Source organism: Mesorhizobium sp. M0862, from assembly GCF_040319795.1.
Taxonomy (GTDB): domain Bacteria; phylum Pseudomonadota; class Alphaproteobacteria; order Rhizobiales; family Rhizobiaceae; genus Mesorhizobium.
Map to the genome: position 1 here is coordinate 25,034 of NZ_JAMYOJ010000006.1, position 16,767 is coordinate 41,800.

Genomic DNA, 16,767 nt, shown 5'->3' on the forward strand with positions numbered 1-16,767 from the left:
GCGCAAGATGCCGGGCGGAACAGAATTCAATCGGGAGGTTTCGAGGTATGAACGACACGAAGAATTTTGCGGTCAACCGGCGCACGCTGATGATGGGCGCCACCGCCGGCGTGGCGGCACTCGCCATGCCGAGCGTGTTGCGCGCGCAAGACAAGCCGACACTGGTGACGTCGATCCGCTCGCTGTCCAACCCCTATCACGCGGTGTGGAAGACCGGCGCCGAAGCGTATGCCAAATGGGCCGGGCTGGAACACGTCACGCTGGTTTCGGAAGGCAACAGCGAGAAGGGCATTGCCGACATCAAGGCGATGCTGGCCAAGACCGGCGGCAACATGGTGCTGAATTCCGATCCCAACGACACGCCCGATGCGCGCCCGATCGTCGAGGCCTGCGCCAAGGCCGGCGCCTATGTGGTGACGCAGTGGAACAAGCCTGGGGATCTGCACCCGAAGGATTTCAACCCGAACTATGTCTCGCATATCGAGTTCGACGGCATCGACAGCGGCAAGACCATCGCCGAGATCCTGTTCAAGACTATTGGCGGCAAGGGCGGCATCGTCGCACTCGGCGGCCTGATCTCGACCACGGCGGCGATCGAACGCAAGAAGGGCCTTGATGCGGCGCTTGCCGCCAACCCAGACATCAAGCTGCTCGATTTCCAGGTCGCCAACTGGAAGTCGACCGAAGCCTTCGACCTGATGGGCAATCTGCTCACCCGCTTCGGCGACGACATCAAGGGCATCTGGGCGGCCAATGACGATATGGGCTCGGGCGCTCTGGAAGCGCTGCGCGCCGAAAACCTCGCCGGCAAGGTGCCGATCGTCGGCGTCGACGGCATCAAGACGGCGGTCGATGCGGTGCGCACCGGCGAGTTCGCCTGCACCGTCACCTCCGATCCGTTCTGGCAGGGCGGCATGGGTCTCGCCATCGGCTACAACGCCAAGATCGGCAAGTTCGACCCGACCAAGGAGCCGCCGGAGCACCGTGAGTTCTACGGCAAGGCGGTGCTGATCTCGCACGACAATGTCGAGGAATATTACAAGACCAATGTCGATGCGAAGCCCGAGATCGACTGGAACGATCTGTGGGGCCGGGTGACCGGAGCGATCCGTACCTGATCCATCGGAGCGGGCTGCAACTCCCTGGCGGACCGCTTCCTCCCGCAGCCGTCGCGATCCCCTTGTCGCGACGGCTGTCACCAGCAGACGGGAAGCGGTTTCTTGACAATCCATACAGAACCCCTGAAGTCCGTTTCGGACATCGAGCGGACGACGCCCATGACATCGTTCCCCGGCCGCATCGCGACATTCCTGGGCGGCAGGCGCTGGCGCAGCCTTGCGCCGCTGGCGGTGCTGATCGTGTTGTGCATACTCATCGCCATTGCCAACCCCAATTTCATCGAGCTGCGCAATCTGGTGCGGCTTGCGAATTCCGCCGCCGTGCCGCTGACGCTGGCGATGGGGCTGACCTTCATCATCCTGATGGGCAGCATCGACCTCGCAGTCGAAGGCACGCTTTCGGTGGCGGCGATGGTGCTTGTGCTGCTCGCCGCCAATGACGGCAACGGCAACGACTATGGCTGGTGGGCGGTGCTCGCTGCCATCGCCGCCGGCACCGCCATGGGCTTCGTCAGCGGTCTCGTCCAGACCATGCTGCGCATCCCGTCCTTCATGGGCACGCTCGGCATGTGGTTCATCGGCCTCGGCCTGTCGGTCTATATGCTGGGCGGCACGGCCATCAAGCTGAACGACGCCTCGATCCGCGACCTGGCCTTGCACCGTTTCCTCGGCCTGCCGGTGGCGGTCTGGGTCGCGTTCGGCGCCTTCCTGCTCGCCACTGTCATCCAGTACCACACCAAGCTCGGCCGCCACATATTGGCGATCGGCGGTGATGAGGATGTCGCCAAGCTCTCCGGCGTCAATGTCGTGCGCGTGCGCATCACCGCCTTTGCGCTGGCCGGGTTCTTCTTCGGCATTGCCGGCGTGCTGGCCGCAGCACAGCTCGGCCAGTCGCATGCCGTCATCGGCGACGGCAGGCTGTTTGCCGCGGTTACCGCAGTGGTCGTCGGCGGCACCGCTTTGACCGGCGGCGAGGGCGGCGTCGTCAACACGCTGATCGGCGTTTTGATCGTCACCGTGCTTGCCAATGGCATGATCCTGCTCGGCATCTCGCCCTACATCCAGCAGACGGTGCAGGGTCTGATGATCATCGCCGCGGTGGCGCTGTCGCTCGACCGTGTCCGCCTGAAAATCGTCAAGTGAACGCCATGCTGCAGGCGTCCAACATCATCAAGAATTTCCCCGGCGTCCAGGCGCTGCGCGACGTCTCCATCGAGGTGCGGCCCAATGAAGTTGTCGGGCTGATCGGCGAGAACGGCGCCGGCAAGTCGACGCTGATGCGGGTGCTGGCCGGCGGCTACCGGCCGGATGGCGGCTCGCTCACGCTGGATGGCGAACAGCTGCGCATGCGCAACGCCCGTGATGCGGCCAGGCATGGCATCGGCATGGTGTTCCAGGAGCAGTCGCTGGTGCTGAACCTGACGGTTGCCGAAAACATCTATCTCGGCGAAGAGGACCGCTTCACCCGCTTCGGCCTCGTCAATTGGCGCGCCATGAACGCGGCGGCGCGGCGGCAACTGGCCAAGATCGGCATCGACATCGACGTCACCGCGCGCACCTCCGAACTCACCTTCGCCGCACGCCAGATGGTCGAGCTCGCCAAGGCGCTGACCTTGGAGGAAGTGGTCGAGCGGCAGTTGCTCATCCTGCTCGACGAGCCGACCTCGGTGCTCAACGCCGCTGATATCGAGGTGCTGTTCGCGCGGGTGCGCTCGCTTAAATCCCGCGCCAGTTTTGTGTTCGTCTCGCACCGCCTCGACGAGGTGCTCAACATCTCCGACCGTGTCTACACGATGAAGGACGGCGCGGTCGTCGCCGAGCACCGCGCAGCTGAAGTCACCGCGCCGGAGCTGCACGAGATCATGGTCGGTCGCGGCCTGCAGGCCGAATATTACCGCGAGGCCCGCCAGCTCGCGCCGCGCGATATCGTGATGGTCGAGGCCAAGGGGCTTGGCGCCAACGGTTACTATCACGGCGTCGATCTCTCGATCCGGGCCGGCGAGATTGTCGGCATTGCCGGCGTCGTCGGCTCCGGCCGCGAGGAGGTGACGCGCACCGTTGGCGGCTTCGTCCAGCATGATGCCGGCGAGATGAAAATCGCCGGCGATGCCGTGCGCTTCTCCTCGCCGGAGCCGGCTGTGCGCAAGGGCATCGGCTATGTCCCGCGCGAGCGCCGGCTCGAAGGGCTGGTGATGTTCCTGTCGATCGCGGAGAACATTTCGCTGGCCGATCTCTCCAGCGTCATGCGCCATGGCGCCATCGACTATGGCAAGGAGCGCCGGCTTGCCGCCGACTGGATCAAGCGGCTGCGCATCAAGGCGCCCGGTCCCGATGCCGCCTGCCGCAAGCTCAGCGGCGGCAACCAGCAGAAGGTGGTGCTGGCGCGCTGGATGACGGCGGGCTCGCGCATCCTGGTGCTCGACCATCCCACACGCGGCCTCGATGTCGGCGCCAAGGAGGAGGTCTACGAATTGGTGCGCGATCTCTCGGCGCAAGGCGTGGCGATCCTTTTGATTTCCGACACGCTGGAGGAAACGATCGGTCTGTCGCACCAGGTGCTGGTGATGCGCGACGGTGCAATCACCGCGCGCTTCGATGCCAGTCCGGGCAACAAGCCGAACCAGGTCGATCTTCTCAGGGCAATGGTGTGAACCGATGAATGAGGCGTTCTCCATCAGGCAGGTTTTCGAGGGCAAGTGGACGCAAGGCGCCATTCCGCTGATCCTGCTGGTCGGCCTGCTGCTGATCATCGAGATCGCCGCGCCCGGCTTCCTCACCGGCGAAACCGTGGCGCTTTTGTTTGCCAACACCGCCGTGCTGTTCATCCTGGCGACCGGCGTCACCTTCGCCATTCTGCTCGGCGGCATCGATTTGTCGATCCAGGCGGTGGCGTCACTAGCCAGCGTCATCCTGGCGCAATTGCTGCCGTCGCTCGGCCTCGCCGCCTTTCCGGTGGCGATCCTGTCGGGGCTCGCCTTCGGCGTGTTGAGCGGTGTCGTCCACGTCAAGCTGCGCGTGCCGTCCTTCGTCGCGACACTCGCCACCGGCGGCGTGGTCACCGGCCTGGCGCTCTGGGTCTCCAATGGCCGCGCCATCACCATCGAGGAAGGTGGCCGAGAAAACACGGCGTGGATCAACGCCACCATCATCGGCATTCCGGTGGTGGTGCTGATTTCGGCGGTCATCGGCATCGCCGCCTTTCTGGCGCTGCGCTACACGCGCTTCGGCCGCCAGGCGATTGCGGTCGGCGCCGGCGAACCGGCGGCGTGGGCGGCGGGCATCAATGTCGACCGCACCAAGATCATCGCCTTTGCCGCGTCGGGTATGCTCGCGGCCATCGCCGGCGTCGTGCTGGCGGCCAGGCTGTCGAGCGGCTCGCCAGTGCTGGCCAACCAGCTGCTGCTGCCGGCCATCGCCGCCGTCATCGTCGGCGGCACGGCGATCACCGGCGGGCTCGGCGGCGTTGCCCGCACGGCGGTCGGCGCGCTGATCATCTCGATCGTGCGCATCGGCATGACCTTTGTCGGCGTCAACATTTTCCTGGAAAATATGGTGTTCGGCGCGGTGCTGATCGCTGCCGTCGCCATTACCATCGACCGCAGCAAGATCGCGGTCATCAAGTGATCCCGCCTCCCAGGCAAGCGCGGACAGGACGGGACCGCATCGGCGCGAGGCCGATGCGGTCCGGCCCGATCGGATCACATCGTGTCGAGGCCGATCAGCTCGATCTTGTAGCCGTCGGGGTCTTCGACGAAAGCGATGTGGGTGGTGCCGTGCTGCATCGGGCCGGGCTTGCGCGGGATTTTGGCGCCGCGCTTTTCCAGTTCCGCGCAGACGGCGTAGATGTCGTTGACGCCGAGCGCCAGATGGCCGAAGCCGGTGCCGATCTCGTAGGGCTCCTCGCGGCCCCAGTTCAGCGTCAGCTCGACGACGGCTTCCTTGTCCTCGGGGCCGTAGCCGACAAAGGCGTTGGTGAACTTGCCGCCGGGGTAGTCGTCGCGGCGCAGCAGGGTCATGCCGAGCACCTCGGTGTAGAAGGCGATCGACTTGTCGAGGTCGAGCACCCTGATCATGGTGTGCATATAGCGAAAGCCCGGGGCGTCGCTCATTGGGGAAGTCCTCCGAATTCTGTGATTTGCGGGTCTGATCATCCACATCGAACGCTTGGCGGCAAGATGGCCTCGCTTGATGTTCTCAATCAGGGTTGTATGATAACACGACAACGCCGGTATTTGTCCAGCCGTTTTGCCGAGGGGCCCAGAGCCAATCCATGAATGCCGTGCCGCCACCCTCCGCATCGCAGATCGCAGCCCTGGCCGGCCTGCTGCCAAATGGCGGGCTGCTGACCGAGGAAGTGGATCTGGCGCGCTACAGCCGCGATTGGTCGGGCGATCATTTCGGTCGGCCGCTGGCGGTGGCGCGGCCCTCTTCGGTTGAGGAGATGTCGGCGCTGATGCGGTTCTGCCATGCCGAGCGCATTCCGGTCGTGCCGCAAGGCGGCCTGACCGGGCTCGTCGGCGCCGCAGTGGCGGCGGATGGCGGCGAGATCGTCATCTCGCTGGAGCGCATGAACAAGATTCGCTCGATCAGCGCGATCGACTTTGCCATGGTGGTCGAGGCCGGCTGCATTCTCGAGGACGCCAAGCGCGCCGCCGAAGCGAGCGACTGCCTGCTGCCGATCACTTTCGGCGCGCAGGGCAGCTGCCGCATCGGCGGCAATGTCGCCACCAATGCCGGCGGCTTCAACGTGCTGCGCTACGGCATGACGCGCGACCTGGTGCTTGGCCTCGAAGTGGTGCTGGCCGACGGCCGCATCTGGAACGGGCTGAAAGTGCTGCGCAAGGACAATCGCGGCTATGATCTGAAGCAGATCTTCATCGGCTCGGAGGGCACGCTGGGCATCGTCACCGCGGCGGCGCTGAAACTATTCCCCAAGCCGACGCAGATCGAAACCGCGCTGGTTGGCCTGCGCTCCGTCGAGGACGCGATGGCACTCTATGCAAGGGCGCGGCGCGATTGCAGCGATTTGCTCACCGCCTTCGAACTGATCCTGCGCGGCGGCATCGAGATCACCATGCGCGAAGGCCAGGATTTTCCCGATCCGCTCAGCCAGCCCTATCCCGTCTATGTGCTGATCGAGGTGTCGTCGGGCGGGCTGATCGACCTCTCCAATTTGCTTCTGGGGTTTCTCGGCAGCGTCGAGGACATCGTCGAGGACGGCGTCATCGCTTCGACGCGGGCGCAAGCCGAGCGGCTGTGGCTTTATCGCGAGATCATGGTCGAGCGGCAAGGCAGGGGCGGCCGCTACCTGCGCACCGATGTGTCGGTGCCGATCTCCAGGCTTGCCGATTTCGTCACCGATGCGCTGGCCGCCTTGGAGAAAGCCCGGCCCGACGCCCTGGCCGTCACCTATGGCCATGTCGGCGACGGCAACATCCACCTCAACGTCGTGCCGCCGGAAGGCATGGGCACCGAGGCGATGGAACATCTGTTCGAGCAGGCGGAAGCCGAGATCTTCACCGTCGTCGATCGTTATGGCGGCTCGATCAGCGCCGAGCACGGCATCGGCCGGGTCAAGCAGAAGGCGTTCCTCGAACGCATCGATCCGGTGACGCTCGACCTCGCCGCCGGCATCAAGGACGCATTCGACCCGCGCCACATTCTCAGCAACGGCCGCATTCTGGCGTCCGCACCCGCCGTCGACTATAGGTGAGCGATGACGCTGAAACTCGACAAGGTCAATCGCGGCCCACACCTCTCCACTCTGGTGGCCAGTTCCATCTCGCGCGAGATCGCGCAAGGCCGGCTGAAGCCGGGTGACCAGCTGCCGACCGAGGCGGCGCTGGCAACCACTTTCGGGGTCAGCCGCAACGTGGTGCGCGAGGCGATCGCGCGGCTGCGCTCGGAAGGCCGAATCTGGTCGCAGCAGGGGCGCGGCGCCTTCGTGGTCGAGAGCAACAACCCGACGGTGCTGACCATCGACCATGAGACGCTGCAGCGCGCCGACTCGTTTCGCAATCTGTTCGAACTGCGTGGCATCCTCGAAGTGCAGGCGGCGGCCCTTGCCGCAAAACGGCGCAGCGACGCCGATCTCAAAGCCATGGGCGATGCGCTGTCCGGCATGCGCGCCGCCCCCTATGGCAGCGTCGCCTGGCTGCGCAGCGACCTCGAATTCCACCGCACCGTCGCCGAGGCGACGCGCAATTCCTACATGGGCCAATTCCTGGTCTTCGTGTCCGAGCGGGTGCGCGAAAGCATTCTCGCCGCCGGCAACCAGCAAAAGTCGGACGACATGGCCCGCATCACGCTCGGCGAACATGAGCGCATCCTGAGAGCGATCCGTGCCGGCGACGCCGAAGGGGCGCAAGCCGCGATGCGCGACCATCTGGCGGGCGCGGCGCTGCGGGTGGGGTTGCATGAGGGGGAAGCTGCGGAGATAGCGCCGGGGCCCGAGGCAGCGTCTCCGGTACGGCATTCGCGGTTGCGGAAGGCTGTGCGCGGGCAGGCTTAGGGATAGCCTTGCCTTGTCCGCGCGCTGGGCCAATCGCCTATGGCGGCGCTGACCCCCACTCCGTCTCGGCTTCGCCGAGCCACCTTGCCGGGGCGAGCCACGGGTCTCGCCCGTCCTTCGGACCCCCCATTTCATGGGGGATGAGGAAATGCCAATTCCGAGATCGCAGCCCTTCAAAAGCTTGGGTTTCCTCTCCCCCACGAATGTGGGGTAGAGGTGGCTCGGCGAAGCCGAGACGGAGTGGGGGAGCGCCATATCAGATTTCACACGGTCGTCGGCTCAACCAGCTCAGGGCCGGAGATAGGCCGCCACCCCACCGCGCTATTTCAGCGGCAGAAACAGCTCAAGCACCACCTCGCGCACCGGTCCGTTCGACGAAAAGTGCCGTTGGCAATAGATCGGAAAGTCGCGCGCCTCCTCGCCGCTGGCCGGAAGCCATTCGCGGTACAGGTAAAGCGCTGCCGGCTCGAGATTGTTGGTGTTGCCGGGATAGCGCAGCACCGCGCAGCGTCCGCCGGGGATCACGCCGGCCTTCATCTGCGCGTCCTCGATCGGCCCGCCTTCTACCGGCAGGTCGGTTCCGGCACAAATATCCATGCTGTAATCAGCCGGGTTCGCCGGCTCCCTTTCGGAACGGAAGATGTTGAAGGTCGGGCTTGTCTCGGGCGAGAGGCCGGCCGCCTTGCGCCAGGCGATGAAGCGCTGGATGGTGTCCTGGAGCGTCGCCCGGTCGCCGCGATGCTCCATGATCGCCACCGGCGTCGGGGGCACATCGCGGATCATCACGTCGGCGGGTTCGAAGATTATCTGCATGAGCGTGGTCCTTGCTTTGTCGAGCGGCCCGAAGGCCATGAGCCACGCCCCCCAGTCGGGAGACTTCCGGAACGACGAAGGCGATTGTCCGAACCGTTGCCGAAAGGCGCGGGCGAAGGCATCCGGCGCGTCGTAGCCGGCATCCATCGCTATATCCGTGACGCTTTGGGCGTCGCTCTCGGCAAGCCTGTAAGAAGCGCGCTTCAGGCGGGCGAGCTGGACATAGCGATGCACGGACAAGCCGAAGGTTGACGTGAACTGCCGGTGGAAATGGTATTTCGAGAACGCCGCGACGCCGCTCAACGCTTCCAGGCCCAGATCTCCGTCCAGATGCTGGTCTATGTGGTCCAGCACCCGCTGCATCCGGGCTTGGTAGCTTTCAAGTGGCGTCATCAAACGTCTCGTCCTGCGTGGCGACACCAGATAGGCGGTTCCGGACATGTCGCGCTCGACCGATCTTGCGGTTTGATAGGATGGACGAGTGCTCGCTAGTTGCCGGTTGGAGGCGCGACTGATCGGCTTATTCGTAGGCGGCTCTACGCAGCCTAATCCTCGACTGGCAGTGCCGGCCCCGCTCCGTCTCGGCTTCCCCGAGCCACCTCTACCCCCATTTCATGGGGAGAGGAAATGGCAATCTTCGGGGTCGCAGCCCTCAAAGCTTGGGTTTCCTCTCCCCTACTTTGTGGGGGAGAGGTGGCTCGGCGAAGCCGAGACGGAGTGGGGGAGCACCCTATGCGATGTTCACGCCTCCACCAGCGACACCCCATTCAACCCCGCCACAATATCCGACAGCGCCGGCACGAATTTCTCGCCATGGCCTGTTGTGACGGCCGTAGCGAACCCATTGCGCACAGCGGCGCCGATCGGGTTGGCGATGCCGGCGGCCTGGGCGAAGGAGGCGAGATAGGTCATGTCCTTCAGCGCATTGGCGATGGCGAAGCGCTGGGCGTTTTCGTTGCGGTTCAAGACGAAATCGAAGAAGGCCTGGTAGAAGCCGCAATCCATGCGGCTGCCGGAGATGACGCTGTTGAAGACCTGCGGCGTCAGGCCGGCCTTGGCGCCGAGGCTCAGCGCTTCCGAATAGATCGCGGAATAGCCCATCGAGACGAAATTGTTGAGCAGCTTCATGGTGTGGCCGCTGCCGGTCGGGCCGGTGTGGACGATACGCGCAGCGAAGGCTTCCAGCACCGGCCGTGCGCGGGCGACGATCTCGGCCGCACCGCCGACCATGACGTCGAGCTTGCCCTCGGTGGCTTCCTTGGGCGTGCGCGCCAGCGGCGCGTCGATCAGCGTTATGTCTTGCTCCGCGAGGTCGGCGGCAAGCGCTGTCGTCGATGACGGGTTGGAGGTCGAGCAGTCGATGATCAGCAGCGGCGTCTTGGCCGCAGCAAGCCCGTCCGCGGCCTTGACCAGCGCTTCGACCTCGCGCGAACCGGTGACGCACAGGATGACGATGTCGCAGGCAGCGGCGAGTTCGCGCGGGCTCGGCGCTTCGGTGGCGCCGGCGGCGATCAGCCGGTCGGCGGCCGTGCGGCTGCGGTGGACATGCACCGTCAGCGGCCAGCCCTTGCGCAGCAGATTGTCGGCCATGCCGGCGCCCATACTGCCCAGGCCGATGAAGCCGATGCGTTCTTTCATGCAATCCTCGGGTTTTTTCATGTAATTCTCCTTGGACCCACACCGGCGGGCTCACCTTTCGTCACCTTGCGGCGAGCACCTGTCGATGCAATCCTTTGAACAAGAATCGAACCGGAGTCGCGCTGATGGCGGAGCCCATGACTTTCGACGCCATACCGCAGGCGCCCAACCTGCGGACGGGTCTGGTCAACACGCTGATTGCGCAGATCGAATCCGGTGACCTTGCGCCGGGGCAGCGGCTGCCGACCGAGCAGGAGATTGTTGCTGCCACAGGCGTCAGCCGCACCGTGGTGCGCGAGGCGCTGGCGGCGCTGCGTGCGCGCGGGCTGATCACCACGCGCCAGGGGCTCGGCGCCTTCGTCGCCAAGGATCCGCCGCCGAAGACGTTTTCCGTGCTGCCCGACGATCTCGAATCGATCGACGAGGTGCTGCGCGTGCTCGAACTGCGCATGGGCATCGAGGTGGAAGCGACCGGCCTTGCGGCCCAACGGCGCAGCGAGGCGGCGCTTCAACAGATGAGCGCGCGGCTCGACGCGCTGGACGCGGCGGTGCGCGCCGGCGGCTCCGGCTCGGAAGAGGATTTTGGTTTCCACCGCGCCATTCTGGCGGCGACGCAGAACCCGAATTTCACCCGGTTGTTCGACACGTTCGGCAGCGCCATGGTACCGCGCCATTGGACGCGGCTCGACCGCATGACCGAGGATGAGCGGGAAAAATATCTCGACCGCATGCAGCGCGAGCATCGCGCCATTCTCGGGGCCATCGAAGCCAGGGACGTCAACGCCGCGCGCCGCGCCATGCGCAGCCATCTGACCAAAAGCTATGCCCGCTTCGAGGATCTGCGCGACAAGGCTGTTCACGATTAGGGAGCCAACCACGGTTGACGGACTGCTCATCCGGCGACCCCGCCGAGATAGAGTTCGCGCATCAGCGACATGTTCCTCCCGACTCGAAATCGTTGCCTTCTTACCAGGTTGTCATACAACCCTGTAATCTGGTAAATCAAACGAAGAGGGATGTCAATCGCGTTGCCATGCGATATGAGGCTCCCCCAAAAACGGAATCATGCAGCCGGCATTGCCGGCGAAGCCGCAGTCAGGAACAGCGAGATGCAGTCACGGAAATTTGGCCGTACCGGCAAATCGGTCAGCGAGATCGGCTTCGGCGCCTGGGCGATCGGCGCCGCCTGGGGCGAGGTCAATGACGACGATGCGGTCGCCGCCCTGCATGCCGCGCTCGATGCCGGCGTCAGCTTCCTCGACACCGCCGACGTCTATGGCGACGGCCGTTCGGAAAAGCTGATCGCACGGGTGATGAAGGAACGCGGTGGCGCGCGCCCGTTCATCGCCACCAAGGCCGGACGGCGGCTGCCGAAGCAGACGGTCGAGGGCTACAGCGTCGAGAACCTCACCGGCTGGATCGACCGCAGCCTGAAATACCTCGAGACCGACACGCTGGACCTGGTGCAACTGCATTGCCCCTCGACGGATCTCTACTATCATCCGGAGGTGTTCGAGCGTCTCGACAAGCTCACCGAGCAGGGCAAGATCCGCAATTACGGCGTCAGCGTCGAGCGCGTCGAAGAGGCGCTGAAGGCGATGCAATATCCCGGTGTCGTCAGCGTGCAGATCATCTTCAACGCCTTCCGCCAGCGCCCGGCCGAGCTGTTCTTCGACCAGGCGAAGAAGAACGATGTCGCCATCATCGCCCGCGTGCCGCTGGCCAGCGGCCTGCTGTCCGGCAAGTTCAGGGCGGACACCAAGTTCGAGACCACCGACCATCGCCTGTTCAACAGGAATGGCGAAGCCTTCGATGTCGGCGAGACGTTTTCGGGCGTGCCCTATGAGGTCGGGCTGGCGGCGGTCGAGAAGGTGCGGCCGCTGGTGTCAGGCGACACCACCATGGCGAAATTCGCTCTGCGCTGGATCCTGATGTTCGACGCTGTGACGGTTGTCATTCCCGGCGCCCGCAATCCGGCGCAGGCGGTTTCCAATGCGGAAGCGGCGGAGCTTGCGCCGTTTTCCTCTGAGTTGATGGCCAAGGTGAAGGCGGTCTATGATGAGAACATCAAGCCCTACGTGCATCAGCGCTGGTAACCAGCGCCTGCCGGCCTCGACCGGCTGACTGACAAGAGGTCGGCCGGGCGCAAATTGCGCTCGTCGTTACAAGCTGTGCAGCGGATCCTGTGATCCACCGGGTCATTTAATCGGTCGCGCCGCTTGTTATTGTGCAGTGCAGCAACGATATTGCTGCGTGTGCGTTGTGTGCACGAGTCTGCCCATTCCGGCGCGCAAGGATACCAATTTGCGAGACATATCCGATACGATCGCCCGGCTGAGCGCGATGCGCCGCCGGCCAGCCGGTGCAGGACAGAGCAAGGACGATCACCTGTCCGAGATGACAGGGTTCGGGTCCAATCCGGGCGCCTTGCGTGCGCGGCTTTATCTTCCTGAAAACCTGCCGAAGCAGGCGGCGCTGGTCGTGGTGCTGCATGGCTGTACCCAGACTGCCGCCGGCTACGACCATGGTTCCGGCTGGACCGAACTTGCTGCCGATCAGGGTTTTGCCGTGCTTTTCCCCGAGCAGCAGCGCGCCAACAACGCCAATCTTTGCTTCAACTGGTTCGTGCCAGGCGATATAAGCCGCGACAGCGGCGAGGCGCTGTCCATCCGCCAGATGATCGAGGCGGCGGTGGTCACTCACGGTCTCGACCGCAAGCGGATATTCGTCACCGGCCTTTCCGCTGGCGGCGCCATGGCGGCGGTGATGCTGGCGACCTACCCGGACGTGTTTGCCGGTGGCGCGATCATTGCCGGGCTTGCCTATGGCAGCGCCTCGACCATCCCCGAAGCCTTCGACCGCATGCGTGGCCACGGCGGACCGTCCAGAAGCGACCTGCAGCGTCTGTTGCGGGAGGCTTCGCCGCACAAGGGGCCGTGGCCGAGGATTTCGGTCTGGCAGGGCTCGGCCGATACGACCGTGGTGCCTTCCAATGCCGACGCGGTGCTGGCGCAATGGCAGGGCGTGCACGGCCTCGCTCAAGCGCCGACACGCACCGAAAAGGTCGACGGTCAGAGCCGAAAAGTCTGGTCCGATGGCAAAGGCCGCGACGTGGTCGAGGCATACAGCATTGCCGGCATGGGCCATGGCACGCCATTGCAGACGAGCGGCGACAATGCTCTGGGCAAAGCAGGGCCGTTCATGCTGGATGTCGGGATTTCCTCGACGCGCCACATCGCCCGTTTCTGGGGGCTGACGAAGCCAGAGGTACGACGTGCGGCGAAAGCCGAGGCCGCTTCAGGCACTGCATTGCAGCCTTTCTCGCCGAAGGAAAAACCGCGAGCCGTCCGTGTCGATCCGGCCCCGGAGCCTGTCAATCCGCCAGGCGGTCCGGCGGGCGGGATTACCAAGGTCATCGAGGACGCGCTCAGGGCAGCGGGATTGATGCGCTGAGGCTGAGGCTCGCCCCGCGCATACGCCCAAAATACAAGGGCAAGCGCCAGCATCATTATCGCAGCAGGCCTTCGTCCTCGAACGCATCCCAGCCCTTCAATCCGGGCGCCGGGCCGTCCGTGTTCCGGGCCTTCCTCGCAGTGCGCGCCTGGCCGGTGCCCTTTCCCGCGCGCGTCAGCGCGGCCTTGCCCGCGCCGCGCCGCCTGTTCTCGGCGACTTCCTGGACATCCTGCTCTCTCCACACGGTTGCCAGATCGCGGTCCAGGACGTCCTCGATGTGGCGCGGGTCGAAAACGTGGAAGGTGACAGACTTTGATCGCCCACGCATCTTGACGGTGCGTGTGCCGGTGCTTTGCAGCCGACCGTCCTTGAGCCATTTGTGGCGCTCGCGCGAAGAGATCGTAAGGATATCCTCGACCTCGCGCGGAAGCACAGGCAGCGCCTCCACTCCCTCCAGTGTTTTGGAGATACTGGCAGAGGCGGCCTTGAACGCTTCCGCTTCGGATTTCGACATTCGCAATGCGATGCGGCCCGTCTCGGCCTTGACATGCTTCCTGACTGCCCATGGCAGGCGGGCTCTGACTTCACGTTCGATCCCCTTGGAGCGCACGGCGGACCCGAGTGTCGCTGACGGCGACAACGGCCATTCGGCAATCAGTTGCGGGGACGGGCTCATGCTTTCCTGGGGCTGGGTTCGTTGGTTCGACGTTAACACGGCGAGAGCCGGTCAAGCCAAGGCAACAGCGAAAAGGGGCAGGTCCGATGAGAACCCGCCCCTTATGGCCGAATCTGAACGTCGCTTGCAGTGCGCCGACAGCACCTTCGGCCCCGCCGCCGTACGGCGACGGGGCTCGATGATCAGAGTGGGCTGGCGTTGCGCGTTCTGTCGCGCTCGGCCTCGATGTCGGTGTAGGGGTCGGCATTGGCATCGAAGCCGGTCCAGCCACCGGCTTCATAGGCGCGTCGGCGGTCTTGCAGATCGACCGAGTTGGACTCGCCAAGAATACGCTCGGCCTCATCGGCAAGTTCGTCACTGACCCTGGCGGTCACCATCGTGCCACCGCGGCGAACGCCCTCCGCATAGACATGCGCATCCCTTTCGGGGACGCCTGACTCGGTCAGCGCCCCGACGATGCCGCCGGCAGCGCCACCGACGACCGCGCCGCCAACGGCGCCGACCGCGGTGGCGGCCAGCCATCCTGCGGCCACGACCGGACCGACGCCCGGAATGGCCATGATGCCGAGCCCTGTCAGAAGCCCGCCGGCGCCGCCAATGACGGCTCCGAGACCGGCGCCGCCGGCTGCATCCTCGGCGGCGTTGGAAGTGTCGCCGTCGTCGTACCAGTCATCCGAATTGTTGGCGACGATGCTGATGTCGGCCTGCGGCACGCCGATTGCCTCCAGTTCGCCGACGGCATCGGAGGCATCATCGTAGTTGTCGAAAAGTCCGGTTACGGTTTTCATGGTCTTGATCTCCTCGTTCTGGTTCAGAGGGTTCAGTTCGCGCCGGCAACGACGTTGCCCTGATAATCGAGCGCCACGGTCGTGGTCTTGCCATCCTTGGTGGCCTGACCGCGCCAGATGCCCTGGTCGTCTTTGGTCAGCTTGGACACGCCGGAGAAGCCGGCATCCTGAATGCGGCTCTTCGCCTGATCCTCGGTGAAGCTGTTGGCACCCGGGACCGGGGCGGCCGGATTGGTGGTGTCGGTCGTGCTCACGGCCGGGGTGGTGGAGCTGGTGGTCGACGATGCATTGTCGGCGGAAGCGATCTTCTCGACCATTTCCTGATGCATTTTGAGCGTCGGCAAGGTCTCGGAGGCGAAGGTCTTCAGCTGCGCGTTGTCGCCGTCCTTGGCATAGCTCTCGAACAGCGTGACCGCCTCCGAATGCGCATCGCGCTGCATCTGGACATAGGGCTTGTCGACGGCATCGTTGGCATTCTGCAGAGCCTCCAGATCGGCCTTGTGCTTGGCGTCCAGCTCCGTCGGCACTTTCAGCTTCTGTTCGCCGGCGATGGTCGCAAGCTTGGCGTTGGCGGCGCCGTGATCGTCGATCATCTTCTTGGCGAAATCCTTGACGCCTTGATCCTGGGCCTTGCCTTCTGCGATCTTGCTGGAGTCCACTTCGAACAGGCCGCCGATGGCAGCCTTGTCGACAAAGTCCTGAGCGCTGTCGGCGGCGAAGGCGGGCAGGGCGAAGACCATGGCTGTGGCGGTGGCCAGCGAAGCTAGAAGAACACGTGTTTTCATGGACAGAGATCCTCGTTGGGGCACACATCGTGCTGTGAGCCTAACCAGTGCGGCCAAGCTTTGTTCCGCCGCCCAAGCGTTATAACAGGGAGGGTCGATGCCGCGATGATGGTCCCTCATCCTCGGATTTTGCGCCTTTGCAATGTCGACGCGTGGCGCGGACGGCGACCCGCTCGATGGGCGCCTTGCAAGTCCATCGCAAAGGGAAACGAGGCCTTCGCCGCCCGCAATGAATAGTGCCCGCGGTGGCCTATCGAGGTTCAGCGATCGTTGCGTTCGAGGCGGCGCGCAACCTCTGTCTGGGCGACCTGCAGCAGCGTGTCTATTTCGAACATCGCCGCCGCATGGCCGCCGTCGCGAATGACACGGCGGGCGCGGTGGAGCAGATCGGAGACCGTCCGCAGCGTTTCAGCATGGCTCGATCGATTCGACAAATGCGTGCCCTCCATCAGCCACAACCGTTGGATCGGGAGAGTGTTCCCAAAGTTGGCGGCCGGCCGGGTGAATGACTGTGAGCGCAGGCAGCGGAACCATCCTTGTCCGTTGGCCGTTCCCCCTGCCTCAACGAAAGGAACAGCCATGGCCGACAACGACACCCCGAAGGACACCGCGAAGGACACCCCCAAGGACACCCCGAAGATGTCCGCCCGAGAGGCCCAGGAGGCCCTGGAGAAGCAGGTTGCATCGCTGAAGCGCGAGATCAGCAAGATCAACCGGACGCTTGCCGACCGCGCAGAAGATGCCGTCGGCGAAGCCGGCGGCTGGTACGGCAGCGCGACCGAGCGCGCGGCACGGGCAACGCAGCAGCTGAGATCGCAGGCGCAGACGGTGTCCGAAGCCGTCCAGCAAAATCCCGGCACCATCAGCAGCGCTTTCGTGCTTGGCGGCATTGCCGGGTTGTTGATCGGCATGCTGCTCGGGCAAAGCCAGGAACGCGACCGAAGCTGGTTCTAGTGGGGTATCTTATGACCTATGGCGCCCGCCG

Annotated in this window: 17 protein-coding genes; 10 read left to right on the forward strand and 7 right to left on the reverse strand. The window is 64.6% G+C overall.

Features of this window, described 5'->3' with window-relative positions; translation table 11 throughout:
* The first annotated feature begins 47 nt into the window (after positions 1-47).
* From NKI15_RS10950 to NKI15_RS10965, 4 genes are all read left to right on the forward strand, one after another.
* Positions 48-1,118, forward strand: coding sequence for a sugar ABC transporter substrate-binding protein (locus NKI15_RS10950; RefSeq protein ID WP_023683136.1), 1,071 nt, complete (start codon positions 48-50; stop codon positions 1,116-1,118).
* 159 nt (positions 1,119-1,277) lie between these two features.
* The gene (locus tag NKI15_RS10955) at positions 1,278-2,261 is read left to right on the forward strand and encodes an ABC transporter permease (RefSeq protein ID WP_023833649.1); all 984 of its coding nucleotides are present in this window, start codon (positions 1,278-1,280) and stop codon (positions 2,259-2,261) included.
* Between the two features lie 5 nt (positions 2,262-2,266).
* Positions 2,267-3,769: a sugar ABC transporter ATP-binding protein gene (locus tag NKI15_RS10960; protein WP_023671076.1), complete on the forward strand. Its 1,503-nt coding sequence runs from the start codon at positions 2,267-2,269 to the stop codon at positions 3,767-3,769.
* A gap of 4 nt (positions 3,770-3,773) precedes the next feature.
* Positions 3,774-4,742 (forward strand): ABC transporter permease, encoded by a 969-nt coding sequence (locus NKI15_RS10965; RefSeq protein ID WP_352514027.1) that lies wholly within the window; start codon positions 3,774-3,776, stop codon positions 4,740-4,742.
* Between the two features lie 74 nt (positions 4,743-4,816).
* Here NKI15_RS10965 and gloA read toward each other — a convergent pair whose 3' ends face one another.
* Positions 4,817-5,227: a lactoylglutathione lyase gene (gene gloA / locus NKI15_RS10970; protein ID WP_019856614.1), complete on the reverse strand. Its 411-nt coding sequence runs from the start codon at positions 5,225-5,227 to the stop codon at positions 4,817-4,819.
* A gap of 161 nt (positions 5,228-5,388) precedes the next feature.
* Here gloA and NKI15_RS10975 point away from each other — a divergent pair, with 161 nt between their 5' ends.
* On the forward strand, positions 5,389-6,831 hold the full coding sequence (locus tag NKI15_RS10975; protein WP_352514026.1) for an FAD-binding oxidoreductase: 1,443 nt from the start codon (positions 5,389-5,391) through the stop codon (positions 6,829-6,831).
* Positions 6,832-6,834: 3 nt separating this feature from the next.
* Positions 6,835-7,629 (forward strand): FadR/GntR family transcriptional regulator, encoded by a 795-nt coding sequence (locus tag NKI15_RS10980; protein WP_023671079.1) that lies wholly within the window; start codon positions 6,835-6,837, stop codon positions 7,627-7,629.
* Between the two features lie 321 nt (positions 7,630-7,950).
* Here NKI15_RS10980 and NKI15_RS10985 read toward each other — a convergent pair whose 3' ends face one another.
* A complete protein-coding gene (locus tag NKI15_RS10985) occupies positions 7,951-8,835 on the reverse strand; it encodes an AraC family transcriptional regulator (protein WP_502898685.1) in 885 nt (294 codons plus the stop codon).
* Positions 8,836-9,183: 348 nt separating this feature from the next.
* On the reverse strand, positions 9,184-10,080 hold the full coding sequence (locus NKI15_RS10990) for an NAD(P)-dependent oxidoreductase (RefSeq protein ID WP_352886167.1): 897 nt from the start codon (positions 10,078-10,080) through the stop codon (positions 9,184-9,186).
* Between the two features lie 125 nt (positions 10,081-10,205).
* Between NKI15_RS10990 and NKI15_RS10995 the strand changes: the two genes are divergently transcribed.
* The 3 genes from NKI15_RS10995 (at position 10,206) to NKI15_RS11005 (ending at position 13,533) form a co-directional block, all read left to right on the forward strand.
* Complete coding sequence (locus NKI15_RS10995; protein ID WP_023737587.1) at positions 10,206-10,946, forward strand: FadR/GntR family transcriptional regulator; 741 nt, start codon at positions 10,206-10,208, stop codon at positions 10,944-10,946.
* 243 nt (positions 10,947-11,189) lie between these two features.
* On the forward strand, positions 11,190-12,176 hold the full coding sequence (locus tag NKI15_RS11000; RefSeq protein WP_352514025.1) for an aldo/keto reductase: 987 nt from the start codon (positions 11,190-11,192) through the stop codon (positions 12,174-12,176).
* 208 nt (positions 12,177-12,384) lie between these two features.
* Positions 12,385-13,533 carry an extracellular catalytic domain type 1 short-chain-length polyhydroxyalkanoate depolymerase gene (locus NKI15_RS11005; RefSeq protein WP_352514024.1) on the forward strand — a complete coding sequence of 383 codons (1,149 nt, stop codon included), beginning with the start codon at positions 12,385-12,387 and terminating at the stop codon, positions 13,531-13,533.
* 55 nt (positions 13,534-13,588) lie between these two features.
* Here the strand turns inward: NKI15_RS11005 and NKI15_RS11010 are convergent, their stop codons facing one another.
* The 4 genes from NKI15_RS11010 to NKI15_RS11025 all read right to left on the reverse strand — a co-directional run bounded on the left by NKI15_RS11010 (position 13,589) and on the right by NKI15_RS11025 (position 16,216).
* Complete coding sequence (locus NKI15_RS11010; protein ID WP_031202398.1) at positions 13,589-14,209, reverse strand: hypothetical protein; 621 nt, start codon at positions 14,207-14,209, stop codon at positions 13,589-13,591.
* 182 nt (positions 14,210-14,391) lie between these two features.
* Positions 14,392-14,997 carry a general stress protein gene (locus tag NKI15_RS11015; protein WP_023704148.1) on the reverse strand — a complete coding sequence of 202 codons (606 nt, stop codon included), beginning with the start codon at positions 14,995-14,997 and terminating at the stop codon, positions 14,392-14,394.
* 32 nt (positions 14,998-15,029) lie between these two features.
* Positions 15,030-15,782 carry a DUF4142 domain-containing protein gene (locus NKI15_RS11020; protein WP_023671088.1) on the reverse strand — a complete coding sequence of 251 codons (753 nt, stop codon included), beginning with the start codon at positions 15,780-15,782 and terminating at the stop codon, positions 15,030-15,032.
* Between the two features lie 260 nt (positions 15,783-16,042).
* Positions 16,043-16,216, reverse strand: a complete 174-nt coding sequence (locus NKI15_RS11025) for a hypothetical protein (protein WP_155923304.1) — start codon at positions 16,214-16,216, stop codon at positions 16,043-16,045.
* A gap of 145 nt (positions 16,217-16,361) precedes the next feature.
* Between NKI15_RS11025 and NKI15_RS11030 the strand changes: the two genes are divergently transcribed.
* Positions 16,362-16,736, forward strand: a complete 375-nt coding sequence (locus NKI15_RS11030; RefSeq protein WP_023833641.1) for a hypothetical protein — start codon at positions 16,362-16,364, stop codon at positions 16,734-16,736.
* Positions 16,737-16,767 lie beyond the last annotated feature (31 nt).